27 protein-coding genes and 1 tRNA gene are annotated in these 25,593 nt (G+C 63.9%); 16 read left to right on the top strand and 12 right to left on the bottom strand.

The features are described 5' to 3' along the window. The first annotated feature begins 23 nt into the window (after positions 1-23). A complete protein-coding gene (locus E2L06_RS05490; protein WP_138779368.1) occupies positions 24-650 on the top strand; it encodes a transcriptional regulator in 627 nt (208 codons plus the stop codon). 208 nt (positions 651-858) lie between these two features. On the opposite strand, the gene E2L06_RS05495 is transcribed toward E2L06_RS05490, so the two are convergent. After that, a complete protein-coding gene (locus E2L06_RS05495; protein WP_138779370.1) occupies positions 859-1,824 on the bottom strand; it encodes a peptidylprolyl isomerase in 966 nt (321 codons plus the stop codon). An 88-nt stretch (positions 1,825-1,912) separates the two neighbouring features. Here E2L06_RS05495 and cyaB point away from each other — a divergent pair, with 88 nt between their 5' ends. The 4 genes from cyaB to E2L06_RS05515 all read left to right on the top strand — a co-directional run bounded on the left by cyaB (position 1,913) and on the right by E2L06_RS05515 (position 6,466). Beyond that, on the top strand, positions 1,913-2,455 hold the full coding sequence (gene cyaB, locus E2L06_RS05500; RefSeq protein ID WP_138779372.1) for a class IV adenylate cyclase: 543 nt from the start codon (positions 1,913-1,915) through the stop codon (positions 2,453-2,455). Between the two features lie 106 nt (positions 2,456-2,561). Beyond that, positions 2,562-3,767, top strand: a complete 1,206-nt coding sequence (locus tag E2L06_RS05505) for a methionine adenosyltransferase (protein ID WP_138779374.1) — start codon at positions 2,562-2,564, stop codon at positions 3,765-3,767. A 163-nt stretch (positions 3,768-3,930) separates the two neighbouring features. After that, on the top strand, positions 3,931-5,190 hold the full coding sequence (locus tag E2L06_RS05510) for an MFS transporter (protein ID WP_138779376.1): 1,260 nt from the start codon (positions 3,931-3,933) through the stop codon (positions 5,188-5,190). A gap of 97 nt (positions 5,191-5,287) precedes the next feature. Further along, positions 5,288-6,466 (top strand): tRNA sulfurtransferase, encoded by a 1,179-nt coding sequence (locus E2L06_RS05515; protein WP_138779378.1) that lies wholly within the window; start codon positions 5,288-5,290, stop codon positions 6,464-6,466. A gap of 81 nt (positions 6,467-6,547) precedes the next feature. Here E2L06_RS05515 and citE read toward each other — a convergent pair whose 3' ends face one another. The 5 genes from citE to glmS are packed head-to-tail and all read right to left on the bottom strand — an operon-like array spanning position 6,548 to position 11,870. Further along, positions 6,548-7,591 (bottom strand): L-malyl-CoA/beta-methylmalyl-CoA lyase, encoded by a 1,044-nt coding sequence (gene citE, locus E2L06_RS05520; protein ID WP_138779380.1) that lies wholly within the window; start codon positions 7,589-7,591, stop codon positions 6,548-6,550. 47 nt (positions 7,592-7,638) lie between these two features. Continuing rightward, positions 7,639-8,703: a 2-methylfumaryl-CoA hydratase gene (mch, locus tag E2L06_RS05525; protein ID WP_138779382.1), complete on the bottom strand. Its 1,065-nt coding sequence runs from the start codon at positions 8,701-8,703 to the stop codon at positions 7,639-7,641. Further along, positions 8,696-9,970 carry a methylaspartate ammonia-lyase gene (locus tag E2L06_RS05530; RefSeq protein ID WP_138779384.1) on the bottom strand — a complete coding sequence of 425 codons (1,275 nt, stop codon included), beginning with the start codon at positions 9,968-9,970 and terminating at the stop codon, positions 8,696-8,698. The genes mch and E2L06_RS05530 overlap by 8 nt, the downstream gene beginning before the upstream one ends. Then, positions 9,967-11,406 (bottom strand): methylaspartate mutase subunit E, encoded by a 1,440-nt coding sequence (locus E2L06_RS05535; RefSeq protein WP_138779386.1) that lies wholly within the window; start codon positions 11,404-11,406, stop codon positions 9,967-9,969. The genes E2L06_RS05530 and E2L06_RS05535 overlap by 4 nt, the downstream gene beginning before the upstream one ends. 8 nt (positions 11,407-11,414) lie before the next feature. Beyond that, complete coding sequence (gene glmS / locus E2L06_RS05540; protein ID WP_138779388.1) at positions 11,415-11,870, bottom strand: methylaspartate mutase subunit S; 456 nt, start codon at positions 11,868-11,870, stop codon at positions 11,415-11,417. 162 nt (positions 11,871-12,032) lie between these two features. Here glmS and mct point away from each other — a divergent pair, with 162 nt between their 5' ends. The 8 genes from mct (at position 12,033) to E2L06_RS05580 (ending at position 18,097) form a co-directional block, all read left to right on the top strand. Beyond that, the gene (mct, locus tag E2L06_RS05545) at positions 12,033-13,208 is read left to right on the top strand and encodes a succinyl-CoA:mesaconate CoA-transferase (protein ID WP_138779390.1); all 1,176 of its coding nucleotides are present in this window, start codon (positions 12,033-12,035) and stop codon (positions 13,206-13,208) included. Between the two features lie 363 nt (positions 13,209-13,571). Further along, positions 13,572-13,982: a hypothetical protein gene (locus E2L06_RS22350; RefSeq protein ID WP_138779392.1), complete on the top strand. Its 411-nt coding sequence runs from the start codon at positions 13,572-13,574 to the stop codon at positions 13,980-13,982. A 348-nt stretch (positions 13,983-14,330) separates the two neighbouring features. After that, on the top strand, positions 14,331-14,663 hold the full coding sequence (locus tag E2L06_RS05555; protein WP_138779394.1) for a DUF5785 family protein: 333 nt from the start codon (positions 14,331-14,333) through the stop codon (positions 14,661-14,663). A gap of 75 nt (positions 14,664-14,738) precedes the next feature. Next, the gene (locus tag E2L06_RS05560) at positions 14,739-15,509 is read left to right on the top strand and encodes a GTP cyclohydrolase III (protein ID WP_138779396.1); all 771 of its coding nucleotides are present in this window, start codon (positions 14,739-14,741) and stop codon (positions 15,507-15,509) included. 84 nt (positions 15,510-15,593) lie between these two features. Further along, the gene (locus E2L06_RS05565) at positions 15,594-16,202 is read left to right on the top strand and encodes a cyclic nucleotide-binding/CBS domain-containing protein (RefSeq protein ID WP_138779398.1); all 609 of its coding nucleotides are present in this window, start codon (positions 15,594-15,596) and stop codon (positions 16,200-16,202) included. Between the two features lie 101 nt (positions 16,203-16,303). After that, positions 16,304-17,527 (top strand): phosphoglycerate kinase, encoded by a 1,224-nt coding sequence (locus E2L06_RS05570; protein WP_138779399.1) that lies wholly within the window; start codon positions 16,304-16,306, stop codon positions 17,525-17,527. Further along, the gene (locus E2L06_RS05575; RefSeq protein ID WP_138779402.1) at positions 17,496-18,011 is read left to right on the top strand and encodes a GNAT family N-acetyltransferase; all 516 of its coding nucleotides are present in this window, start codon (positions 17,496-17,498) and stop codon (positions 18,009-18,011) included. Before E2L06_RS05570 ends, E2L06_RS05575 begins: the two co-directional genes overlap by 32 nt. Before the next feature lie 12 nt (positions 18,012-18,023). Next, a tRNA-Thr gene (locus E2L06_RS05580) sits at positions 18,024-18,097 on the top strand. 75 nt (positions 18,098-18,172) lie between these two features. Here the strand turns inward: E2L06_RS05580 and E2L06_RS05585 are convergent. Next, the gene (locus E2L06_RS05585; RefSeq protein WP_138779404.1) at positions 18,173-18,589 is read right to left on the bottom strand and encodes a thiol-disulfide oxidoreductase DCC family protein; all 417 of its coding nucleotides are present in this window, start codon (positions 18,587-18,589) and stop codon (positions 18,173-18,175) included. 128 nt (positions 18,590-18,717) lie between these two features. Here E2L06_RS05585 and E2L06_RS05590 point away from each other — a divergent pair, with 128 nt between their 5' ends. After that, on the top strand, positions 18,718-20,316 hold the full coding sequence (locus E2L06_RS05590) for an HTTM domain-containing protein (protein WP_138782508.1): 1,599 nt from the start codon (positions 18,718-18,720) through the stop codon (positions 20,314-20,316). A gap of 37 nt (positions 20,317-20,353) precedes the next feature. Here the strand turns inward: E2L06_RS05590 and E2L06_RS05595 are convergent, their stop codons facing one another. After that, complete coding sequence (locus tag E2L06_RS05595) at positions 20,354-20,971, bottom strand: universal stress protein (RefSeq protein ID WP_138779406.1); 618 nt, start codon at positions 20,969-20,971, stop codon at positions 20,354-20,356. Positions 20,972-21,098: 127 nt separating this feature from the next. Next, complete coding sequence (locus E2L06_RS05600; RefSeq protein WP_138779408.1) at positions 21,099-21,539, bottom strand: dCTP deaminase; 441 nt, start codon at positions 21,537-21,539, stop codon at positions 21,099-21,101. A 182-nt stretch (positions 21,540-21,721) separates the two neighbouring features. Between E2L06_RS05600 and E2L06_RS05605 the strand changes: the two genes are divergently transcribed. Beyond that, positions 21,722-22,390, top strand: coding sequence for an O-methyltransferase (locus E2L06_RS05605; RefSeq protein ID WP_138779410.1), 669 nt, complete (start codon positions 21,722-21,724; stop codon positions 22,388-22,390). On the opposite strand, the gene E2L06_RS05610 is transcribed toward E2L06_RS05605, so the two are convergent. Next, complete coding sequence (locus E2L06_RS05610) at positions 22,375-22,824, bottom strand: hypothetical protein (protein WP_138779412.1); 450 nt, start codon at positions 22,822-22,824, stop codon at positions 22,375-22,377. The two genes, E2L06_RS05605 and E2L06_RS05610, sit on opposite strands and share 16 nt — an antisense overlap. A 145-nt stretch (positions 22,825-22,969) precedes the next feature. Continuing rightward, complete coding sequence (locus E2L06_RS05615) at positions 22,970-23,422, bottom strand: hypothetical protein (protein ID WP_138779414.1); 453 nt, start codon at positions 23,420-23,422, stop codon at positions 22,970-22,972. A 139-nt stretch (positions 23,423-23,561) separates the two neighbouring features. On the opposite strand from E2L06_RS05615, the gene E2L06_RS05620 reads away from it, so the two are divergent. Then, positions 23,562-24,092: a hypothetical protein gene (locus E2L06_RS05620; RefSeq protein ID WP_138779416.1), complete on the top strand. Its 531-nt coding sequence runs from the start codon at positions 23,562-23,564 to the stop codon at positions 24,090-24,092. An 81-nt stretch (positions 24,093-24,173) separates the two neighbouring features. Here E2L06_RS05620 and E2L06_RS05625 read toward each other — a convergent pair whose 3' ends face one another. After that, positions 24,174-24,986 (bottom strand): hypothetical protein, encoded by an 813-nt coding sequence (locus E2L06_RS05625; protein WP_138779418.1) that lies wholly within the window; start codon positions 24,984-24,986, stop codon positions 24,174-24,176. Positions 24,987-25,593 lie beyond the last annotated feature (607 nt).

Raw genomic sequence — 25,593 nt, forward strand, 5'->3', positions numbered from 1 at the left:
CTACAGCAATTGGTCACAATTGTATGGTCGGTCGGCTGGATACCGGAATCAGCGTGCTCGATCGCAAACTCGACGGTGGGCTGCCGCCGGGCTGTCTCGTCGCGTTTGCGGCCGAGCCAGCCAGCCAGTCCGAACTCCTCCTTTACGAACTCACGGCCGCGCGTGGGACGCTGTACCTCTCGACCGAACGCTCCGACGACGCCGTCCGCCACGCCATCGAGAACTCGCCGTCCTCGGTCGGGAGTCCCACAGTCAGACACGTCACAGGCGATGACCCGCTCAAGGAGGCAACGCGGCTCATCGGCGCGCTCCCCGACGGTGCCAACCTCATCGTCGACACGATGGACGTCTTAGAACGGACCGATACGAACGACTACGTCGACTTTCTCAACGACCTCAAATCGAAGATGCTCGAGACGGGAAGCATCGCCATGCTTCACTGTCTGAAGGGACGTGACGAACCCGCAAACCGGACGCGGACCTTCCATGCCGTCGACGCTGTTTTCGATCTCCGGACCGAGATCGCCGGTACCGAACTCGAGAACCACCTGACGATCCCCAAGTTCCGCGGCGGCCGCCAGCCGACCGACGCGATCAAACTCGAGTTGACCGAGGAAGTGGCGATCGACACGAGCCGCGACATCGCGTAACGCGTCGACAACGGCTTCGCCCAATACGGTCTGCCGTCACGATGTCCCGGCCCGACCGCAGGACGGTCGCGGTTACACTGGAACTGACTGACAGTAGCCAGGGCTCCATCGATGCACCGCTATTTGCCCCGCGGTGAAAACTGGAACCAACGCGCGTTCGACCTCGTCAGTATCGGTTTCGAAAAACAACAGAATTTGGCGGGCCGCGTTACTCCTCTGCGCCTTCGAGCTCTTCGACGATCTCGTCGGCATCGACGTCGGCGTCCTCGAGGGCCTCCTCGATGTCGCCGCCGCCCATACCGCCCATGCCGCCCATCATACCGCCCATGCCCATGCCACCCATGCCGTCGATGACTTCCTGGACGATGACGCGGTCGACACCGACCTTCTCGATGATGTCCTGACCGATCTGCTGTTTGCCCATCATCCACTGCTGGTTCATGGTCATCTGGGGCGTCGACTCGAGGTAGAGCGTCTCCTTCTCGACGGTTTCGGTCTCGAACTCGGGCTCGGCGTCCTCGTCGTCTTCGTCGGGCTCGACGGGGACTTCCTCTTCGACTTCGTCCGTCTCGATCCAGAGTTCGGGCTCCATCCCGAGGTACATTTCGAAGAGGCCGGCAGCCTGCTGTTCGCGGTCGTCGACCTCGTCAAGAATCTCGTACTCGTACTCGACGTCGTCACCCGCGAGCGGGTGGTTGAAGTCGACACGGGCGCGGCCGCCTATGATCGTGCTGATATAACCCTGCTGGCCGTCGATCTGCACGTTCGCACCGGGGTAGCGGTCGTCCTCGTCGATCTTCTCGGCGCTGACGGTCTGGACGTCGTCGGGGTCGTACTCGCCGAAGGCGTCCTCGGCGGGAATCGTCACGCTGCCGGAGTCGCCGGGTTCGGAGCCGACGAGTGCGTCCTCGACGCCCTCGAAGATATGGCCCTCGCCCAGCACGATCGTTCGTGGCTTGAACTCCTGACCCTGATCGTCGACACCCTCTTCCTCGGCGACCTCGGGATCGGTCGTGTCGACCAGCTGTTCATCCTCGACAGTGTAGGCGGTGTACTCGAGTTCGACGAAGTCGCCTTGCTGAAGCCCGTCGGCTTCGTCGGCGGCTTCCTCGGCTACTGCTTCGTCGACGTCATCGGCCTGCTCGTCGAGCTCGGCCTCTTGATCCTCAGTCATACGTTGTACGTCCGCCCGTCTACATTTAAGTACGACGTTTTCGAGCGAGAGCGACCGATACTTACGACCGTGTTCCGTCCCCACGGGCATGTACGAGGTCGAAGTGAAGATCCCCGCCGAGCTCGAGGCCGTCCGTGACCGTCTCGAGGCGCTCGAGGCAACGCGACGTGGCTCGGTCGTGCAGGCAGACACCTACTACAACGCGCCACATCGCGATTTCGCCGAGACCGACGAGGCGTTGCGGATTCGCTCGGAGCGCCCCGCCGACGGCCCCGAGGAAACCCACGTCACCTACAAAGGTCCCCTCGTCGACGAGGAGACGAAGACCCGCGAGGAGTTCGAAACTGGGGTCGAAAACGACGAGACGATCGATGCCATCCTGACGAGCCTCGGCTTCGAAGCCACCGCGACCGTGCGCAAGGACCGTGAGCGCTTCTCGCTCAATGGGTACACCGTCACCCTCGATTCGGTCGACGGCGTCGGCGAGTACGTCGAGGTCGAGACCGAGGTCGCGGACGAATCGAACCTCGAGACCGCCCGCGAGGGTGCCTATGACGTCCTCGAGCGACTGGGGCACGATCCCGACGACCAGTTACAGACGTCGTATCTGGGCCTGCTGCTCGAGTCCTGAGCGATCGCCCCTCCCTCGATTCGCGGCCATCGAATAACCAGCAAGCATTTTCTGACCCGTATCTGTTTCCGCAAGTTATAGAACCACGCTCGCTCAAGTGCCGACAATGAGCGAGCGGAACATTCGGATCGAATCTATCGACCGGCAAGCGGTCGAGGATCAGGAGGTCGAAATCGTCGAACGAAAGGGCATTGGCCATCCCGACTCCATCTGTGACGGGATCGCCGAGAGCGTCGCTGGGGCGCTCGCCCGCGAGTATCTCGACCGCGTCGGCGAAGTGTTACACTTCAACACCGACGAGACGCAACTCGTTGCCGGCGAAGCCGCACCTGCGTTCGGCGGCGGCGAGGTCGTCGACCCCATCTATCTGCTGATCGTCGGCCGCGCGACCAAACACTACGACGGCCAGGCCATCCCCGCCGAGACGATCGCCCTGCGGGCCGCCCGCGAGTACCTCGAGTCCGAGATTCCCCAGCTGACCGTCGGCGAGGATATCGTCGTCGACGTCAAACTCGGCGAGGGCAGCGGCGACCTCCAGGAGGTCTTCGGCGAGGACGAAGTGAGCGTCCCGATGGCAAACGACACCAGCTTCGGTGTCGGCCACGCGCCACTGACCGAAACCGAACAGATCGTCCTCGAGGCCGAGCGCCGACTGAACGGAGAGTATGCTGACGAAAACCCCGAACTCGGTCCGGACGTGAAGATCATGGGTAAACGCGAGGGCGACACGATCGACGTCACCGTTGCCGCGGCGATGGTCGACGAGTACATCGCGGACATGGACGCCTACGTCGAGGCCGTCGAGTCCGTTCGGGAGTTCGTCGACGGCGTCGCCCGCGAACACACCGACCGCGAGGTCAACGTCCACGTCAATACGGCCGACGACTACGAGGAGGGGTCGATCTACCTGACCGTCACCGGCACGTCCGCCGAGCAGGGCGACGACGGCTCCGTCGGTCGGGGCAACCGCGCCAACGGGCTCATCACGCCCAACCGCTCGATGTCGATGGAAGCGACCAGCGGAAAGAACCCGGTCAACCACATCGGGAAGATCTACAACCTCCTCTCGACGGAGATCGCCGAGAGCGTCGTCGACGAGGTCGATGGCATCCGTGACCTGCGCGTTCGGCTGCTCTCCCAGATCGGCCGTCCGATCGACCAGCCTCACGTCGCCGACGTCCACCTCGTCACCGACGACGGCGTCGCGATTTCCGACGTCGACGCCGATGTCGAAGCGATCGTCGACCGGGAACTCGCCGACGTCACCGAGATCACCCGCAGCGTGATCGAGGGCGACCTCACGACGTTCTAAGCCGTTTTTCTATCGCGCTTTCCGACACTGTCCGGGTTCTCTCGTGTCCACCGGTATCGGCCCGAAACCGGCACGACTGGTGTGATGTCGGAATAATCAAGCACTGGTCCCGTGTACGGCGGTACGAACCGCGCGTCTCCAGTGACCACGTCTAATAGTATCAGTGTCCGACTCGAGTCGTCGTTCCACCACCCGTTCGGTCGTTTACGCCGTCGTCGCGAGTACCTTCTTCGTCGGCTTTGGCGGCGGCGTCGTCTTTCCAATCCTGCCGAACCTCGGTGAGGTGCTGGGGATTTCGGCGTTCATGGTCGGCGTCATCCTCTCCGCGAACCGCTGGACACGGCTGTTCGCGAACGCGCCGGCCGGCGTGCTCGTCGATCGGATCGGTACCCGAAAACCGTTCGTCGCAGGGCTAGCCATCGAGGGAGCGGCGACCGCGGGCTACGTGGTCGCGATCACCTCCTCGATGCCCGAGGTCTGGTTCGTTCTCGCCCGAATCATGTGGGGGGTCGGCAGCGCGCTCGTGTTCGCGACGGCATATACGATCACCGCCGACGTCAGCGAGGCCAGTTCGCGCGGGACAAGCATGGGCATCGTCCGGGCCGGGATCACGTTCGGGTTCCCCGCCGGGATGGTGCTGGGCGGAATCGTCAGCGAAGTCTACAGCAACGTCGCCGCGTTCGTCCTCGCAGCTGCCTTCGCCGGCCTCGCGAGTATCATTGCGTACTTCATCGTTCCCGAAACCCACGTCGACAGCCCCGACTCGTCGGTCACACCGTGGGACGTCGAAACGACCCTGCCCGCGTTGACCATCGGGCTGGTCAACTTCGGGCTCTACTTCGCGTACTTCGGCGTGCTGTTCTCGACACTCGTGTTGTACCTCGAGGCCGAGTCGATGACGCTCGCGCTCGACGTCGCTGGGTTCGGCATCGACTACGGCGAACAGGGTACCTCCGGGCTCTTGATGGCCGTCTCGGCGCTATCGGGAGCCGTCTTTACGATCTCCGGGGGGAAGCTCAGCGACAGCCTCGGTGCTCGCGTGCCAATCCTGCTGGCCTTTCTCGTGACGAGCTGTACCGGCTTCGCAGTCCTGACGCTCGCACCCTCGCTTGCGATCGTCGTCTCCGGCTGTGTACTGATCGGCGCGGGACAGGGCGGCGTCGGCGGCCCCCTGACTGCCCTGCTCGCGGATCTCACGCCCGAGGAACGCATGGGGCGGGCGATGGGGACCAACAACGTCTTCGGCGACGTCGGTGGTGCGCTCGGCCCGCTGATCTCATTACCATTTGCCAACGTAATCGGCTTCGACGTGCTGTACGCACTCAGCGCCATCATTCCGCTACTGGCCGGTGTAGTGCTCGTCGTCGGAATCTATACCTACACCGGCAGTCTCAGTCCGACGGTCGAAGAGTCGATCATCTGAGACGGGGGGCGCGTGGTAGTCGCCGGTCGCTCTCGTCTGCTCGAGACCGATACGGACCTCGTAATCCCCTTATAGCCCCAACCGTCTATCACAGTCCATGCACCCCCCGGGAGCCGATACCGTCCTCGTCCGTCATGGGGACGTCAACACCAAGAGCAACAGCGTCAAGCGGTACATGGAGGGACTCCTCGTCGACAACATCGAGGCCCTCCTCGCTGACCGCTCGATTCCCGGCGAGGTCGAACGCCGGTGGAACCGACCGTTGATTCACACGAGCGAAGACGCGATCGAGGACGCAACCGCGGCCGTCACGGACGCCTTCGGCGTCGTCTCCGCGAGTCCCGCTCTGGTCGTCAGCACCGAGAAAGCACGGATCATCGAAGCCCTCGAGGAGACCGCCCGCGCGTGCTACGACGGCGGGACGTTCGCCATCGATGCCCGTCGTGCCGACAAGACCCTTCCCTACGATAGTGAGGACCTCGCCCGCGAGGGCGGCACTGCGATCTGGGAGGCCGTCGAAGACGACTTCGAGCCCGAGGTCGACCTGGACGACCCCGATCTGACCTTTGGCGTCGAAGTTCGCGAGGATCTATCCTTCATCTATCTCGAGACGGTCCCTGGCCCAGGCGGGCTGCCGCTCGGATCCCAGGAGCCGGTCATCGCGTTGGTCAGCGGCGGCATCGACTCGCCGGTCGCGGCCTACGAGATGATGCGCCGCGGCAGTCCGGTCGTCCCGGCCTACGTCGACCTCGGCGATTACGGCGGCATCGACCACGAGGCCCGCGCCATGGAGACCGTCCGGATCCTCTCGACGTACGCACCCAACTTCGACATGCAGGTCTACCGGATTCCGGGCGGCGAAACGGTCGATCTGCTGGTCAGCGAGATGCAGCAGGGACGGATGCTCTCCCTGCGTCGGTTCTTCTACCGCGCCGCCGAGACACTGGCCGAGCGCGTCGACGCCAACGCCGTCGTCACCGGCGAGGCGGCGGGTCAGAAGTCCAGCCAGACGATCCGAAATCTCGGCGTCACCAGCCGTGCCACGCGGCTCCCGATCCACCGGCCACTGCTCACGTGGGACAAAGCGGACATCGTCGCGAAAGCCCGCGAGATCGGTACCTACACCGACTCGACGATCGACGCCGGCTGCAATCGGGTCACCCCCGACCGCGTCGAAACCAACGCCCGCCTCGAGCCGCTCCTGAGCGCCGAACCAGACGACATTTTCGAGCGCGCCGCGGACGCGGCCGCAGACGCGACGCTGGTCACGCCCTAATTCTGGAGTCTACGAAGCGGAGCCGATAGACCGAAAAGAAAAATCAGACCCTCGAGAGGGATCAACTGCCGATTGCGCGCGTTACGTGTAGGACAGCTCTAGGTCGCGGGCGCGCTCGAGGAGGTCCTCGTCGTAGTACTCCTCGGTCTGTGCGGGGCGGGTCTCGTCGATCGCACGGACCTGCTGGACCGTGTTGCGGAAGACCTTGAACGTCGCTTCGTCGACCATCTGGCCGTCGAGGGTGACCGCGCCGGTGCCTTCCGCCTTGGCCTCGTTGAAGCGTTCGATCTTGCTCACGTCACGCTCGAGTTCCTCGGGCGTGGGCATGTGGACGGTGTTTGCCTGAATCGTCTGCTTGGGGTACAGCGACCAGGAGCCGTCGAGGCCGAGGTGAGCTTCGTGTTCGACCTGGTCGGCGTAGGCGTCGGCGTTGTAGTAGGTCAAGCCGGCGCGTTCCTTGAACAGGTCGTCGAATGGGCCGCCGATACAGAGCAGGTCGGCAGCGCTGGCTTCGTTCGAGAGAGCCTCGAGCAGCCCGTCCCAGCGTGGGCGACCGTCTCCGAGGTCACGCGCACCCAGTTCGGCCGCGTAGTCGACGGGGCCGAAGACGAGGGCGGTGAGCCGGGAGTCTTCGCCGAATTTGGAGATTTCACGGAGGTCCGAGCGGGCACGGCCGGTCTCGATGATGATCGAGAGTCGGATCGAGCCATCGGCGAAGCCGTGTTCGGCCTCGGCGTCGGCAACGGCTTCGGCAGCGCGTTTGACGTCCTCGACGCGGCCAACCTTGGGGACGACGACGCCGTCGATCTCGTCGCCGATTTCGCCGACGAGCTGGTCGATCTGTTCGCGACCGCGGTCACGGAAGGAGGCGTCCTCGTAGCTCCACTCGACGCGGGGCCAGATCTCGCCGGGGAAGTCGTAGTCCGGGACGAGATCGATCGTGTTCTCGAGGCCCTCGTCTTTCATGTTCGGCGCGGTGCCGTCTTCCATGTCGGGGACGAGCCAGTCGGGTGCCTGGAAGCCCTCGGCCTCGAGGCCCGAGCGCAGATACTTCGCGGAGTCGTCTTTCGGAACGGCGGCCGGTGCAGTCTGGAACGTACGGCAGAGTCGAATGTCGTCAGTCATGATTTGAATTGGTAGTCGTCTGCGGTCGTTTGTAACGATCGATCGTGTTAGTTAGAACGCTTTCGAATCTCCGCGGTTCGCGTTCCCGAGTAGACAGGTTCGTCGTCCTGGTTGAACGCGATGTGTTCGAAGGTGACGGTGCCGGCCTCGTCGCTCGAGGCGTCGTCTTCGGCCTCGAGGACGCGCGTGAACGCGTAGACAGTGTCACCGACGGCGACGAACGTGTGGAACGACTCGTCGTCGAAGCCGACTTCGCGCCAGGTCTGCTCGTCCGAGCGAGCGTGGCCGAGCGCCGTCGAGCGGGTCACGTCGCCGTAGGTGACGATGTCGCCGGATGGCGAGTCGGACATCACGTCGACGTTGTGGTGCTGTTTGGCCGTGTTGAGCGTCGCCAGCGGTAGCGAGGCGACAGTCACGTCGTCCTGCGTGCGGCCGCGTTCGTGGCGGTAGGCGACGGCGGCGTTTTCGTCGTCGGCTTCCTTGAGCGCCGCGACGAAGTCCTCGAAGTAGCCACCCTCGGGGGTGATGAACTCGTCGGGGAGGTCGGGTCCGTCGTCTTCCTCCTCGGCAGCGGCGGCACCGCTCCCGTCGGTGGCGACGGGGTCGCGACGCGGGATCATGTTGGTGCGCTCGTAGGAACACAGCACCTCGCCGGTTTCGGCGTCTTTCCCGCGAGTGCGCCACGAGACGATGCCGTACTCGGGTCGGGAACTCGAGGTAGCGCGGTTGACGACCTCGCTTTCGACGTGGAGTTCGGTACCGGTGTAGACCGGCGTGCCAGGGAACCGGACGTCGGTGCGACCGAGGAAGTAACCACCTTTCTCACTGAGGTCCTCGACGGTGATACCGAGCGTCGCCGCGGTCAGATAGTCGGGGTGGACCGGCGGCTCCTCGAAGCCCCGGGCCTCGGCGGCATCGGTTCGCCAGTAGGCGGGGTCGTGGTTGAGCGTCTGGCCCATCCACTGTTCGTTGCCGAACTGGGTGAGCGTCAGGCCGGGGTCGTGCTCGATGATATCGCCCTCTTCGAAGTCCTCGAAGCAGTTGCCCTTCTCTTTAGTTTCGACTTGCTCGAGTGCCTGTGCGAACGTATCGGGATCGGTCCAATCAGTCATCTGCAGTCACCTCGTCAGTCTGTTGTGGCTGGTCGCGTGCTCGTCGTGCGATCGTTCGTCGCATCTCGTTTTCGACGATCATGTACCCCTCGTCGAAGCCCATGCCGGGCTTTGCGAGCACCTGCGCGGCGTTGGTCGCGAGTGCGACGTGAGCGCAGGCACGCGCGGAGGTTTCCGTTTCGTTGCAGGTCCCACCGAGGTAGGCCCGCGTGTCGGTGCCTTCGCAGTAGCGAACTGCCTGTCCGCTGCGGTGGATGCCACCGAGGTCGGGCGTCTTCACCTGCACGAGGTCGGCCGCGCCGGCGTCGACGAACGCCTGCACGTCCTCGAAGGTGTTACACCACTCGTCGGCAACGATGTCGACGTCGACACCGGCGTCGGCGAGTCCCTCGCGGAGTTCGACCATCGCCGCGATCTGATCTTCGCGGTTGCCGACGTCCATCGGCCCCTCGATCTGAATCGGGTACGGTGCGGCGGCCTCCTCGAGCGCCGCGAAGTAGTCGACCACTTCGTCGCGGTCGTACGGCGCGCCGAAGATCTCGCCGATCATCCCGTAGACGTCGATGTGGAAGCGCGGATCGTAGTCCTCGGGACCGAGTTCCTGGGACCGCTCGACGAGCCACTCGACGTACTCGAGTAAGGTCTCGCCGTTCTCGCCGATCTTCTCGACGCTGTTGATGAGCGCGTGGGGCAGGACCGGCACGCCCTTGATGAACATCTTCTCGGTGTTGGTGTAGCGGTCGTCGCCGGATTGGCCGAAGACGGGGACCGGCTCCGTCGCGGGCTCGGTGCCCAGCGCGTCGGCCATGACGTCCGTCTTCGTCGTGTTCTCGGCTTCGGCGGCTGCGCCAAGTAGGGCCTGCGAGACGCCGTAGCGGATCGCCGTGTGCAGGCGGTCGCCGTCGACCTCCATCTCCTCGAGCAACTCGGCGTTGTCGAGGAAGTCGGTGGCGTCGCGGCCCTCGAGTTCGTCGGCGACGGGGCCCTCGATGACGGGGGCGTACTCCTCGGCCTTGAAGAGCGGGTCGCGCCCGCCGGCACCGGAGTACTGGACCGCGGCACAGTCGCCGCGGGCGACGGTCCCGTCCGCGAGTTCGATGTCGACGATGATCGATTCGCCGGCCTGGCGAATCTCGTCGAAGCCGTCGGTGACCGGCACACCCTCGTAGGTGAAGCCGTCGTGTTCTGCTCCCTGCTTGATCGCGCGCTGGTCGTCGAAGAAGAACCCGGAGTAGCCGGGCGTTGCGTATATGCCTGTAATATTCATAGTTTCACGTCGCCCTGGGGGCGACCGATGAGTTTGCCGTCGCTGATCGCGTCGACGTCGTCTGCAACCATCCGGAACGACTGTTTGCGCCCCTCGGTGTCGGCACGCTGGGACAGCCGCGCCTTGTGAATCTCTTTGATATCGTCGTCCATCGCGAGGTCGGCCCACTCGAAGATGCGGACGCGACCGTCGTCGTCTCGAGCCGGGAGCACGGCCCCTTTCGCACTGTCGCTGGGTGCGAACGGCACGTCGAGCGCGCCGGAGTCGAAGGCCTTGAGCGTACCCTGGACGACGTCGCCGTCGCCGTGTTCGAAGATCGTATCCATCAGACAGCGGGTTTCGCGCTCGATGAGGTCCTGTTCCTCTTCGATGCCGTCGATGTCGATCTTCTGCTCGATGGCCATGTCGATGACCTGACGCGTGGTGCGCAGGCCCGAGGCGTTTGCCTCCTTAGTCGGGACCCCCTGGAACTCCTGGGGCGACTTGGTAATGACCTTATCGGGCTGGGCGATGGCAGCGGTCATCCCGCCGAGGCTGATGACGCCGTTCGCGCGGGCCTCGTCCGGCGGGAACCCGCCCATCCACTCGTGGAAGACGGTGGTGACGACGACCTCGTCGGGCAGGTACTCGTTCGCGAGTTTCCGAAGCGCCCGCAGGGCGGCGACGTCTTGCACGACGTTGCCGACCTGTCCGTAGCCGAGCGTGATCGACCGGACGCCTTGGGTCGCCGCTAGCTGCCCCTCCACGATCCCGATCGCGATCGCGATCGACGGCGGCACCAGCGTGCCGGTCAGCGGGCCGAACGGCTCGCGGTTGATGCGAATGCCACGCTCGGTGTACGCTCCCGCAAGGCGGTCGACGAACTGCCACCGCTTGATGGTCTCCTCGAGGCCGTGGCGTTTGGTGTACGGAATGTTGTAGGAGATCGGGCCACCCTCGAAGCTCTGGAAGCCGCCGGCGAAGGTGATCGCCGCCAGCAGCCGGGCGTCCGGCGTGCCGTGACGGACCTCGATCGGCGCGTCGATCGCGTCGATCAGTTTCCGGCAGCCCTCGACGCCGTGGTTGACGGCCGGGAAGCCGTTCAGGGTGTCGTCGCCCGTCTCGCGGGCCTTCTCTAAGCCCTGCTGGGCCTTTTCGTACTCGTTGTCACGCGTGTACGAGTCGATGGTGGTCGGCAGCAGATCGGCCTGGCCTTCTTGATGAAGGTATTCGAGGAGTTCGATCTGGTCGTCGAGCCGGGGGACACCGGCTCGGGGCTGGAGCAGCGGCTTGTCCGCTGACTCGAGGACGTCGGCGAATCGCTTGTGTTCGGGGAGCGATTCGTGGTACTCGATCGCTTCTTCGAAGTCGACGTCTGCCCCCGTCGGCCAGTTCGACCGAATCTCCTCGTCGATACGCTGTAGCTCGTCGGATGGTATGCGTTCGTCTCGTATCATCTAGACATCTAAGAACTAATAGTTGCGCGTTCCGACTCAGTCGGAGTGATCTCGAGGTCTTCGCGCAGCGCTGCGATCGCCTCTTCGGGATCGGTTTCGGAGTCGAAGACGCGATCGAAGCCGAGCTCCCGGAACGTCTTCCGGGTTTGCTCGAAATCGTCCTGTCCGACAGCGAGGTTGCCGCCGATGTAGCTGACGGCGTCGACACCCGCCTCTTCGAGGACGGTATGGAATCCCTGGCAGTCCTGCTCGGCGTGGCCGTAGAGCGAGGAAACGAGTACAGCCTGTGCGTCGTGGGCTACCGCGGCTTCGGCGAACTCCTCCTGGGAGGTCTGGACGCCGAGGTTCACGACATCGAAGCCGGCTGCGCTGAAGGCTTGCTCTAAGATTGTGATGCCAACGACGTGGGCATCGGAGCCAATCACGCCGAGGACGACCGTTTGGGACATCGTATTGAGAACCATGAGGAACTCGGGTATAAACTTAATGATCTTCCATGATAATATTCTTTAAACATCCTATGGGTGTTAGAATGGTGAACGTTGCCACTATCCGCGGTACACCAAACCAACTTCATGATCGATGGTAAGGGTTTTGGGGATGGTTTCAGAAGAGAGCGTACAGACATGGGAGCACTTTCCAACCTTCGCGTGCTAGATCTGACCCAGGTGTTGGCTGGGCCGTACTGCACGATGTTACTCGCGGACCTCGGTGCGGACGTCGTCAAGATCGAACGGCCGGGCGGTGACATGATCCGTTCGAACCCGCCGTTCGTCGACGACCCCGAGGAGGAGGCCTACGGTGGCTACTTCCAGAGCGTCAATCGCGGCAAGAAGAGCATCGAGCTGAACTTCCGCGAAGAAGACGATCGCGAGGACTTCCTCTCGCTCGTCGAGGAAGCCGACATCGTCGTCGAGAACTACCGCTCGGGCACGATGGAGAAGTACGGGCTGGGCTACGAAACGCTCACAGAGCACAACGACGATCTCATCTACTCCTCGATCCGCGGGTTCGGTGACCCGCGCACGGGCGAAACGGACCGACAGGGCCAGCCTTCCTTCGACCTCATCGCGCAGGCACTCGGTGGCGTCATGGAGACCACCGGCCAGCCCGACGGCCCGCCGACGAAGACCGGCCCCGGCGTCGGCGACCTCTTTACCGCGACGCTGAACTGTATCGGCATTCTGGCTGCGGTCAACCACCGCGAACAGACCGGCGAAGGCCAGTACGTCGACACCGGCATGTACGACTCGATGATCAGCTTCACCGAGCGCGCAATCTACCAGCAGTCCTACACCGGCGAGGCCCCCACCCGCCGGGGCAACTCCCACCCGACGCTGTTCCCCTACAACGCCTTCGAGACCGACGACGGCTACGCCGTCATCGCCGCGTTCAACAACAACCACTGGGCGGAACTCTGCGACGTGATGGGCCGCGAAGATCTCGCCGAGGACTACCCCACGACGCCCGAGCGCCTCGAGCACCGCGACGCGCTGCGCGAGGAGATCGCCGAGTGGACCCGCGCACAGACCAACGACGAACTCGTCGACAAACTCGAGGGTCGTGTGCCGGCCGCGCCGGTCCAGACCACCGAGGAGATCTTCGACGACCCGCACGTCCACACGCGAGACATGCTCGTGCCGGTCGAACAGCCCGGTGCCGACACGGACGTCGAGATCGCGGGCAACCCGATCAAGATGACCGAGACCAACCCCAAGCCCCGCGGTCGCGCGCCGCTGCTCGACGAGCACCGCGAGGAAGTGCTGGGTGACACGGCAGACGCCGAAACGGCCGACGACTAGTCCCGGCTGGGACTGATACTGCCGGACAGAACGACGTGACGCCGATCGCGAATTCGCTGCCGTTCCCATAGGTGACGGCCGCATACATGCGGCCGGCGTCGTATTGACTGCTGTCCAGTAATTTCTCCTATCTTGTTGCATCCGCTCGCCGGGAGTACTCCTGTGCGTTCTGCGGTCGAGGTTCAGTCACAGAGCTATCGAGCGAACAGACTCCGTACAAATACTGCTGGTACTCTCCAAAAACGGCCGTCCTGTCTACAAATACAGCCGACAGAGCGAAAATCAGTATAGAATATAGCTGCTATTCCCACGATGTTGGAATCGCAACACGACCCATCAAGTGCCGGCCTAATAAGTTGGATAATGTCTGCGCAATCAACGATGACAGGGCAGAGCGACTCGCTGATCAGTCCCCCGTCGAATCCGGTCGGATATCTGGTCATACTCGCAGCCGTCATAACGGGGGTGCTCCACCTGGTGCTCGCCCCCCGGGCGATGGGATTCAATCAGATGATGGGGATACTGTTCATCCTGAACGGGGTCGGCTTCCTTGGTGGGGTCGTCCTCTACCTGACTCCCTACTGGAATCAGACGCTCTATCTGGTCGCGGCGGCCTACGCGATCGCCACGATCGTCGCCCTGTTCGTCTTCCAGGGGTTCAGCATCGACGCGTTCTACATGGAGGGGAGCCTCAATCCGATGGCCGTCATCACGAAAGTCACCGAGGCAATCGTCGCCGTCGGTGCGGTGTACCTGTACGCGAACAACTCGTAACACGGACCCGACACACCGGTCTCGGCTCTGAGTGTTCGGTGGTCCCGTGTCCAAGCGTTCCCACACGGCCGAGTACGGGTGTGCGCGACACTGACTGACTGACTCGTGTCGGACGGTCCGTGATTCCGTTGCAGCCGTGGAACGGACCTGCCCAAGACCCGCGACGTCCGTTTTCAGGATCCTATCTCGACCGACGGATCGCTGTGCTCATAGCTAGTCCGTCGTCGGTGTCGACAGCGCAGAGGGCGAGATACGGTTCGAACTGGCCGTTCTCGAGACTCTCCACCGCCGCCGAGGTGACAGCGACAAGGAGTAATCCTTTTGCGGGTCCCCTGCACACGTCGGAGTATGAGCAACGATTGGCCAGTCGACCCCGACGGAGAGGAAGGCAGCGAGGGGATGCGCAAGTTCGACATGCGAATCATCGCGGACAAAGTCGACGAGCAAGAGGACTTCCCGCTCGATCGCGACGAGTTCGTCGACGAGTACGGCAACTACCCGATCCGGGTCAACCACGAGACGATCGTCGCCATGAGCGACATCTTCGACTACATCGACGAGGACATCGACGAGTTCGAGACGATCCTCGACATGCACAAGGCCGTCGGGGACGCGATGCGTGCCGGCGACTTCTGGAAGTACCACCCGCAGGGCAAAGACCCCGAAAAGGTCCCCGCATAACGCCGGTTTCCGCGCCGTATCACGGATCTGGATTGCGTATCACTTATACGACGCCGTTCGAAAGGATCGCCCACAGTGACTAATACGCAGGTAACGCTCGTCCAGATCGACAACTACGGGCCGTGGACGGTAACCCCTGAACCGCGCCGGGAAGCCGACCTCCAGACCATGCAATCCCGGCTGTACGCGGACATCTCCCAGTTCGTCGGCAACCGCGGCGGCTACACCTTCTTCACTCGCTTCGATAACATGATCGCCGTCACGAACGGCCTCGACCTCGAGGACCACGCGCTCTTGCAGGAGTCGGTCGGCAACCGCTATCCCGTGACGCTCAGCCTCGGCGTCGCGACCGGCACCAACCCCGTCCAGGCGCTGGCCGACGCGACCGAACGCCTCCAGGACGCCGGCAGCGCACAGGACAAACACCGCCGGGAGTGTCTCGAGGGCCGGACGATCGACGACGCCTACCGGGCCGACGACGACGTCCAGATCGCCCACTTCGACGTCGTCAATGCCACCGGCAACTACACGGACGAACTCAACGCCTTCGACACCTTCATCGAGATCGAGCAGGGCTACGCCGAACTCATGCGTCACATGCGGTATGCCCACGACAGCCTCTCGTTTTTCGTCGGCGGCGACAACGTCATCGTCGTCTGTCCCGACCTCGAGGCCGCTGACTACGAGGAGGCCCTTGCCCACGTCGAGGGGGCCGTCGACGTCGAGATGCAGGTCGGTGTCGGCCGCGGGAAAAGCCCCCACGAGGCCGGCTTCGACGCCAAACACGCCCTCGAGACCTGTCGGGCCGACGGGACCAGAGTCGAACTCGAGTGGGAGACGGCCTGAGTAGCGGAATTACCGAACTTCGGTGCCGTCTTGCTTAAGTGTGCCGGAGGTAGCTTTTAGCCCGTTCGTGCGAATCATTCGCATATGGAATCGGAACTGTCCGTCAGAGACGTGATGACGACCGACTACGTTGGCGTCAGTGAGTCCGATACCGTTCTCGACGTCGTGGGGCTCATGCGTGACGAGCAGACGAGTTGCGCGCTGGTCGTTCGCGGGCCGGAGCCGGTCGGGGTTTTGACCGAGTGGGACGTCCTCGAACTCGTCGCGGACGAGCACGAGCCGGCCGCGCTGACCGTCGAAGCCGCCATGACGACGCCGGTCGTCACGGTGGGGCTCGACCGGTCGCTCACCGACGTCGCGACGACGATGGCTCGCCAGAACATCCGCAACGTCGTCGTCGAGGGCGACGACGGCGTTGCCGGGGTCGTCACCCAACGCGACGTTATCGCTGCCGCGAGTTCCTTCCAGGCGACGATGACGCCTCCTCGCTCGAGCGAGCCGCCGATCGACCGCGACCGTCAGTCCGCCGAGCCCACGGCAACCCGGTCGACCGTGGAGGGCGAGACGCAGTTGCTCCCCAACGGTGGCGACGAGTACACGACCCAGGGCGTCTGTGAGGCCTGTGGCTCGCTCGCGGAGTCGCTGTGGGACGCAAACGGGCAGCTGGTCTGTGCGGACTGCCGATCGGTGTGAGTCGGGAGCGACTCCGATAGTAGCGTGTGTGGTGCCAGCATATCCCGCTCCTATCTCTCCGATAGAAAGACCTTTCGGGGGCCGCGGTGGAGGGGTCGATAATGATCGCGACCCTCGACGACCTGGACGTCGAAGGGACTACCGTCGGTGTTCGCGTCGACGTCAATAGTCCGATCGACGACGATGGCACGCTCGCAGACGACGCCCGACTGCGCGCTCACGTCGATACGCTCTCGGAACTCGTCGCGCGTGGCGGTCGGGTCGCCGTCCTCGCCCATCAGGGTCGACCCGGCGGCGACGAGTTCGTCACGCTCGAGTCCCATGCCGATCGCCTCTCGGAACTGCTCGGCCAGCCCGTCGACTACGTAGATGCGACGTTTACAGACGCTGCTCGCGAGGCCGTTAGAGATCTCAATGACGGCGACTGCGTTGTCCTCGAGAACACCCGCTTCTACAGCGAGGAGTACATGGAGTTCGACCCCGAACGGGCCGCCCAGACACACCTCGTGCAGGGCCTCGAGCCAGTGCTCGACGCCTACGTCAACGACGCCTTCGCCGCGGCCCACCGCTCACAACCCTCACTGGTCGGCCTGCCAACCGTCCTGCCGGGGTATGCCGGCCGTGTCATGGAGTCCGAACTCGACGTGCTCGGCTCGATCGAGGAGACCCCCGAGCCCCGCGTCTACGTCCTTGGCGGCGCGAAAGTCCCCGATTCGATCGACGTTGCCTGGTCGATCCTAGAGAAGGGACTGGCCGATCACGTCCTCACCGCGGGCGTCGTCGGCAACGTCTTTCTCATCGCCGACGGCGTCGATCTGGGCGACGCCAGTTCCGATTTCATCTACGACCAGGGCTACTGGGACGAAATCGATCGCGCCGCCGATCTGCTCGATGCCTACGGAGACCGGATCGCGCTCCCGCGAGACGTCGCCGTCGGCCGCGACGGCGAGCGCCACGAACTCGGGGTCAACGCCCTGCCGCCGGGCGACGGCGAGGCCGCCATGGACATCGGCTCGTCGACGCTCGAGTACTACCAGCGCATCCTCGCGGACGCGGAGACCGTCATCCTCAACGGCCCCGCCGGCGTCTTCGAGGACGAGTGCTTCGAGACGGGCACCAGACAGCTGTTCGGTGCCGCCACGGAGCGACCGATGAGTATCGTCGGCGGCGGCGACACCGCCTCCGCCCTGCGACAACTCGGCGTCGAGGGCTTTTCCCACGTCAGCACCGGCGGCGGCGCTGCCCTGCGGATGCTCACCGCCGAACCGCTCCCCGCCGTGACCGCACTCGAGAATGCCCCCGAACAACCAGCAGCCGACGATTGAACCCGCCACGCGAGACGATCTCGAGACGGTCACCGACCTGTGGGTACGACTCGCCCGCGACCAGCGCCACCACGAATCGGCCGTCCGTGCCGATCCAAACCGCGAGACCATGCGCGAGACGCTCGCGGCCTATCAGATCAACGACGGCCTCCTCGTTGCCCGACTCGCGGGCGAGATCGTCGGCTTCGCGTCGGTCACGCTCGAGCGTGGCTCTCTCGAACTCGACAGCACCCGCGGGCTGCTCTCGAACATCTACGTCGAACCCGCCTTCCGCGACCGCGGGATCGGAGCGGCGTTGCTCGCGGCTGCCGAGGAAGCAGCCGCCGAGCGCGGTGCCGACGAGGTGTTGCTCGAGGTGATGGCAAACAACGAGGCCGCCCGTCGGTTCTATCGGCGCGAGGGATACGACGAGTTTCGGGTGACGATGGCTCGGTCGCTCGAAACTCGGGACGAAAACGATACACATTCAAAGGAGGACGGCTAATCAACGGCCAGCGCCAGGGGAGCATGGGCGGTTCATGCACTCGACTTGTAATCGAGACTTCCGGGGTTCAAATCCCCGCCCTGGCTTTTTTACCGCGAACGAATTTTGACGACACTCGTGACCGTAGGAACACCAGTCGGAACGGAGAAATCGGTCAAGACTTACTCGAGAAACCGGGATCGAACGTCACCGGTCGGCATCAGACACTGGTCTTTCTGCCCGAACCACCGATAGCGACGGGCAGCGACGAAGTCATACGCTCGGTCGCGAACTGGTCGCGGAAGGTATCGTAACGATGCCGCGAGCGCATATACCCCACCCAAGTGCGCGGCGATCCGTGCCACAGCACCTGACTTGACGTAGCAGTCATCGCCTTCGATCAGGACGATCGACTCGAGGGTGTCCGTCGGCAGGCCGTGTGCCGCGAGCAGTTCTTGACCGACGTCGGACTGGAGGGACGCGAAATGTATCTTTCCGTCCGGATCTCGAGGAACGATGAACTGAACGAAGCCGTTACAGAGGTTACAGACCCCATCGAACAGGACAATCGGATGCTCGTCCGGGATCTCGGAACTCATCGAACGACTGCCCGTACGGAGTGACTGTAGTTCAGGGTTCCGGTCAGTATTCTGGGTTTCCTCGAGTCGGGCAGCGACGGCCGGATAGGTCAAAACTGTGTTTCACGATACACCAAGCTTATGCCAATCTGCTCGGGACACCCGGACATCTAGTTCAGACGACGCAAGAACAACACCCCTCCACTGACGGACGTCGCCGGCTTTCGGATGTCGTCGATCGACTCTCGGCCGGGCTCACGAACCGGTTCGCAATCGATACGCGAGCGCTAGCCGTGTTCCGGATCGCGCTCGGCCTATTGTTGCTTACTGATCTCGCACTCCGCTCGCGAAACCTCGAGGCGTTTTACACAGACTCTGGGGTTCTCCCACGAGCGGCCCTGTTCTCGGACTATTCGAACGTATACTCACTACATGCAATCTCGGGTGAGCTGTGGGCGATTGCGCTGTTGTTTGTCGTCGCCGCCGTCTTCGCCGCCGCGATGACTATTGGGTACCGAACCCGGCTGGCAACGGTCTGCTCGTGGCTATTGTTACTCTCACTGCACGCCCGGAACCCAATGGTCCTCAACGGCGGAGACACGTTGCTTCGTGTCTTGCTGTTCTGGGCGATGTTCCTGCCGCTGAGCGAACGGTGGGCCGTCGACGCTCGCCGTACTGACGAGCCTCGAGCAACCGTCTCGAACGTGGCGACGATGGCACTGTTGCTCCAGGTCACAGTCATGTACGTCGTGAACGCGATTCACAAGAGTCGAGGCGAGATGTGGTTCAACGGCGAGGCGGTCGTCTACGTCTTCAGTCTCGATTATCAGTTCACGTTCCTGCTCGGCGATGTTCTCGCGGGGTACCCCGAGTTGCTGCGCGTGATGACGTACGTGTGGGCGGCGTTGCTGCTCAGTTCCCCGCTGTTGATCGGGCTCACTGGCCGGCCGCGGGCAGCGCTCGCGACGGCATTCGCCGGAATGCACCTCGGGATGCTCGTGACGATGCGGATCGGGATTTTCCCGCTTGTCGTCGTCACTGCACTTGTGCCGTTCTATCCGCCCGTTGTCTGGGACGGCGTGACTGCCCTGGCTACTCGCATCGGTCTCACGGCTCCGCTGTGTGGCGCGATGTCCCGGCTCCGTGTCATCCTTCCCAAAGGGCCGACGATCGACGGCCTCCCGACCGCCGCGCCAGCGCCACAGCAGCTCCTCACCGTCGGGGTCGCTCGCGGCCGCGCGCTGTTTTCGACGATTCTTCCCTGGCTCTTTCTCACCCTCGTGCTCCTCTCGAACGCCCAGGCAGTCGGCTACACCGAGGTTCCCGAACCCGGCGATGCCGCACTTGAGGCGACCGAAACCTACCAGTCCTGGAAAATGTTCGCCCCAGAGCCGCTGGGAACCGACGGCTGGTTCCTCGCACCGGCCGAACTCGAGAACGGTTCCGAGGTCGATGCCCTTCATCGGTCAGCGATAAGCTGGGGTCCACCATCGAGTCACGAGGACGTGTACCCGACCACTCGCTGGCGAAAGTACCTCGCGAACGTCTGGGGTGGTGACAACGAGAACCATCGGTCGTATCTGGCAAACCACCTCTGTGAGCGCTGGAACGACGACCACGAGACCGACCTCGAACGTCTCGACCTCTACTACATGGCACAGCCCTCGGAACCGTACAATGAAACCGAACCGGTAAACAGCATCAAGCTACAGGAGTACCGCTGCGACGGCGAGTTCATCCAGGACTGAGCCCGCTCGAAGCGTTCTCTGCAGTCCGCTGCAGACTCTACTGCTTCGATCCTTTCGCGACTCGAGCTTCGCTCGTCACGGCGTCAACGTGGACGTGGAGCGGCCCCGACCCCGTCTCGAGGGGGACGATCCAGGAAGCGCTGGTTCGGTGTGGATCATCGCTGATAGTGATGTCGTCGTACCCCTCCGTTTCGACGGTTTTGCGCGCAATTCGGGCGGCCTCGTCGGCGTCTTCGATCCGAATATCGTCGTTCAGGCGGACGGTGACGACTGGGATGTCGGCCAGCCGGACGATCCGTTCGGTGACGCTGCCGACGAGCACTCGGTCGAGGCCGGTTCGACCCTGTGTCCCCATGACGATCATGTCGATATCGTGGTCGTCGGCGTACGCGAGTACTTCCTCGTGTGGCACGCCTTGTTCGACCGCCGTCACGGCGTCAACCCCCTCGCGCGTCGCTTCGGCTTCGACGCGCTCGACTGCTCGCTCCGCGTCGGGGTGTCCCTCGTTGGTTTGGAGCGTCCCCAGCGGCCCCTCGGGAACGACCGACAGTGCGTGGATCGTCGCGTCGAATCGCTCCGCGAGCGTGAGTCCGTGCGTGAGCGACTGACGGGTCCCGTCGCTCCCGTCCGTCGGAACGAGGATGTCCTGATACATCACTACGGCGGGCTAGGGAGTCTGACGGTAAATACGCTGCTGGACGACAAAACCCGGAGCGCCTCGACCTCGTGTGTCGCGGCCGTCACGAGGTTTCGGTGGCTGATTCGGGTATCGCAGTCGACCGTTAGCTGTCACCGGCCGCCGTCAGCGTCGACACCCGCGCGTTCTCCTTGAGTTCGAGGCCGCCGTCGGCGACCGACAACGGCATCAACGGCAGGTGATCTCGCACCAGCATCGAGGGATGCGAGCCGCCACGGGCCAGCAGTTCGTTGCGCGGCTGGAGTTGAACCGGTTGCTCGAGGCCCGTCAGAAACTCGTTGTGCTGGATCACGTACTGGCCACCCTCGAGGTGCCACCAGCCGTACTCGTCGTCGGGCGCTGCGAGTTCGGTCGGCACCGGCTCGAGGTCGGCGTCTTCGAGTTCGTCGCCGCCGAAGTCGATGCTGCCGGGAGCGGCGACTTCGTAGACGGCGGCGACCGTCAGGTCGATGCCGTGCTCGTGGACCTGTACGGGCTCGTACACCAGATTATCGACTGCCTCGGCGAGGGCGTGGTCGGCAGACATGTCGGTCGGAAGGACGGTTTGGAGTGGGAAAAAGGATACTGTCGCTCCCACGAACCCGCGACGGGCAGGCAGGCGGCAGTGTGATGGGACAGCGAAAGAATCGCGACGACGGCTCGCGTGCGAGCAGTGGCTGACCGGAGTGTCCGGCAGTCTATTTGTGCTGGCGGCCGGTATGCTCGGGTATGACCGACGTTCTCACTGACGACATCGCCCGCTTCGTTCGCGCGGCCGGTCCGGACCCCGACGAGACGCTAATCGAGATGGACGAGTACGCCGCTGCGGAGGGCTTTCCCCACGTCGGTCCGGAAGTCGGCGCGTTCCTCCGATTCGTCGCTCGACTGACCGGTTCCGAGCGGATCTTCGAGTTCGGCTCCGGATACGGCTACTCCGCCTACTGGTTCGCCGAGGCCCTCCCCGACGACGGCGAGATCGTCCTCACCGAAGTCGACGCGGACGAACTCGAGCTCGCCCGCGAGTACATGGCCACGGGGGGCTACGACGGGATCGCACGATACGAACACGACGACGCGATGGCGGCGATCGACCGCTACGACGGGCCGTTCGACGTCGTCCTGATCGATCACGAGAAGGATCGGTACGCAGACGCGTTCGAGGCCGTCCGCTCGAAGCTCTCTGTCGGCGGCGTCGTTATCGCCGACAACGCGATCACAGCCGGGGTTATCGACTTCGACGACCTGCTCGCGTGGGCAGAGGACACGCCGTTGGACGAGACGAACGAACACACGCAAGGGATTATCGACTACCTCGAGACGGTCCGGACCGATCCGGCGTTCGAGACGATGATTCTCCCGCTTGGTGAAGGGATCGCGGTGAGTTACCGCGTCGAGTAATCGGAGGCGTCGCCGTCGAGAACCTGTTCGTCCGCCGGGGCCGGCGAGCCGTACTCGCGGCAGCCGAGAAAGAGCGTCGCACCGGCGGCAGCGAGCAACGTCGCCCACGTGATCGCAGTGAGCGCGACGACTGCCACCGCGGCGGGTCCCGGCGCGACGGCACCGATCGTCTCGAGGCCGACGGCGTGTGTGCCGGCGATTCCGATGAACGATAGCCACAGGCCCAGTGCTGTGTGTGCGAGCGTCCGTCGTGTGACCGACTGGGCGTAGCGAGCGACGCCGTAGACGCCGCCGATGGCGAGCGCAGTGGCTCCGATCGTTAGTTCGACGCCATCGGTGGCGGTGGTCGCGACGCCGGCAATGGCGAAACAAGCGAGCGAGGCGGCGAGCAGGGATCGATCCGAATCGGGTAGTGTCGGAATCACGTCGTGCACCGCTTTGCCGGGTTGAGTCGGTGCCGGGATATATAGCTGTTGGCTGACTGCAGCCGATGCGTGCTCGTAGACCTCTATCAATCAGTGCTGGCGCACCCGCGACCCGTCCTGCGGGTGCGCCGGGACGGCGGGACAGCAGACCGTCTCAATCGTCGCCGCCGTCGGCGAGGACGCGCTCTTCGGGCGTTGGCCGTCCCGGATGGATCCCGTACCAGGCGAAGGCGTACAGGACCGACATCGACACGGCACAGAGGGCCGTCGCACCGGCGACCGACTCGAGGACGAGCCCCGCGACCGGGCCGGCGAACGCGTCACCGACGGCGGCCGCCGCTTCGCTGTCGGGGGCAGTCGCCAGCCCGTAGGGGAGGAAGGTCGCGAAGGCAAGCACCCACCATCGTTTCGCCACGCGTCGAAGCTGTGCCGTTTCGGCTTCCCGTGCAGTGCTCGTGACGCCGGCGATGCCGACTGCGATCAAAACGAGGGCCGGAATCGTACGGAGTGGGGTGTCAAAGCCGGTATTACCCGCGACGCCGACGGCGACGATCGCGACGGATCCGACGAGGCGGGGAACCGAGTGGGTGTGCCCTGTTCGAGGCATGCTGTCCAGCGGTAGTAACGGATTGTACAAAACCCTCGCGAAGCGACAATATACACGCTCGCGTGACGTTCTTGTTGGACGATCGTTTTCGACAACAAAGGACGTATTACCGATGCCTGTAACTCGAACGTGAGAACGAATGAGGGAACGCGATCGACCCGATCCCATTACCCACCTTCGACGGCGCATGTCGGCCGCGGCCGGCCGAGCGACCGACGTCGCGTCGCGGGTGCCCGGAACCGGAGTCGGACAGCAGCTAGGGCGACTCTGGAAACGACACGTCCGGGAACGTCCCGACCAGTATCAGGCGTCGATCACCTTTCCGACGGCACCGGATCGGCCGACAGTCGGCGAAATCCACGGCTGGATCGAGGACATAGAACACGCCTTCGAAGGGCGGCTCGACGTCTACGCTCGGCGTGGGAACATTGCAGTCGTGACGGACCACGTCTCGGACGACCTGTTCGACGAGGCGGCGTTCGATGCGGTCTGCGAGCGGATCGAGGACGGCTACAGCGGCTCCCGATCGATCGCGCATCTCACGAAGTGGCGACTGAACGATGGAAACCTCGTCCGCGCCCACGTGATCGTGCCGGTCAAGCCACTCTTTCCGGACGACGAGGCGGACGATCCGGCGGTTCGAGCTACGAGCGGGATCGAAGCCGACTGATCGTCGCCGCCGCAGTCGAGCGTGTCGCCGGCCTCGCCAGGTGCCGCGTCGTGTCGAGAGCGACCACAGGCGGGCCGTGCGTTAGTCGTCGTCGGTCGGTCCGGGACCAGGCTCGGATCCCGGTTCGCGATCGGTGCTCGGACTGCTGCCGGTGCGGTCGCCGGCGCGAGACTGGCTCCCGGCGGACTCGTTCTCGCCGGGTGCGACCTCGCTCGTCCGACTCATCCAGCGGTCGATGTTGTCGGCGACGTAGTCCTTACCGCCCCAGCCGAACGCCACGCCAGCGCCGATGGCGATGGCCGCGCCGAGCCCCCACGCGAGCGCTCGCGCGAACACGTAGAGGATGCCGACGTCGATTCCCATCGTATCGAGACCGATGACGATCGCCGTAAAATAGAGGAACATCCGCGCACCGGTGGCGAACCAGGTGGTGTAGGCCGTCTGGGTCGCCGCGCGGGTCCGTTCGATGGCGTCGCCGATGAAGTCCGCGACGACGAACCCGAGGACGATGACCGCCAGCCCGGCGATGAAAGCCGGCAGGTACGACACCGCCGTCGAGATCCACTCCGACAGCGTCGCGATCGCGAGCGCGTTCGCAGCCGCGAGAATCGCGAGCGCGTAGACGAACCACTTCGCCAACTTCCCGAACGCACTCGAGACGGCCTGTTCGGTACCGCCGAGGATGCGACCGAGCGGCGTCTCGAGGACCATTCGGTCGAGTTCGACGCCGTCGGCGAGCCGACGGACGACGCGTCCTGCCAGTCGGCCGACGGCCCAGCCGATGACGAGGATCACCAGCGCACCGACGAGCCGTGGGAGGAACGTTACGAGCTCCGCGATGGGATCTTGTAACCACTCGGGAACCTGTGCTTGAGCGGGATATCGGAGTACCATGTACTAACTTTCGTCGGTCCACCGGCGTTTTGTAATTGAGTGCCTATCAATCAGTAGTGAAACTAACAGGTCACGTTCCACGCGGTCGCGACGATTGAAGTGTGCGTTACGGCGAATTGCGCGCTCGCCGTACCGTGACGTATCGATACGGGTTCGGTTCGGACCCCCAGCAACGAGTGTGATCGATCACGAAGCGATTCGCACGCAGGCAGGCGATAAACACGTGTTGTGACCGAGCCGAGAGCACGGGGAGAGACCGACCGGTCGTGGCTGAAACGTCTCTCCCTCACCGGGCGACCGAACGTGTCCAGTTTCACGCATAGAGCGCGACCGGTCGCGTATCGAGTAGATGGTGGCGACCGCGATCACGCATGGGCGTCCGGACTCGAGACACGGATCACAGCATGTAGATTCGCCCGGTTCCGATCCCACCATGAATCAGCAATCTGGTTAGTGGTTCGTCTCGTCTCTGCCTCAGAAATCAAAACAAACTCGTTCTCCTCCCGGGAAACCAGTGATATCGACGGAACAAGGCGACGGAACGAGGCCGGCAGTACGCTCGTCCACTCACGCCAGGACGCCGATTTCGGTAATATGGGATTACCGA

This window comes from Haloterrigena sp. H1, from assembly GCF_005938085.1.
In the GTDB taxonomy this organism is placed as follows: domain Archaea; phylum Halobacteriota; class Halobacteria; order Halobacteriales; family Natrialbaceae; genus Natrinema.